At 63.2% G+C, this 269-nt stretch carries 1 protein-coding gene; it reads left to right on the top strand.

Annotation, left to right across the window (positions count from 1 at the left end; translation table 11 throughout):
• A partial coding sequence (locus tag RTW80_RS29410) for an iron chelate uptake ABC transporter family permease subunit (RefSeq protein WP_312721654.1) occupies positions 1-269 on the top strand: 269 nt, incomplete at both ends.

The raw sequence follows: 269 nt of genomic DNA, 5'->3' as shown, positions 1-269 counted from the left end.
GTCGCCCTGTGGGTGGTGCTCCCGCTCTCGCTGCCCGCGCTGGTGATGCTTTACGCCCCTATGCTGGCGGCATGTCTTGGGGCGCTGGCAGCCACTGGCGTGATCTTCCTGCTCAGCAAGCAGCGTGACCCCTCTCTGTCTCGTCTGTTGCTGGTGGGTATCGCCATCAATGCCCTGTGCGGTGCGGCAGTGGGTGTGCTTTCGTGGGTCAGCAATGACGCCCAGCTGCGTCAGCTTTCACTCTGGGGAATGGGAAGTCTTGGTCAGGC

This window comes from Escherichia sp. AM3, assembly GCF_032029835.1.
In the GTDB taxonomy this organism is placed as follows: Bacteria; Pseudomonadota; Gammaproteobacteria; order Enterobacterales; family Enterobacteriaceae; genus Escherichia; species Escherichia coli.
This window is presented reverse-complemented; position numbering and strand designations above follow the sequence as displayed.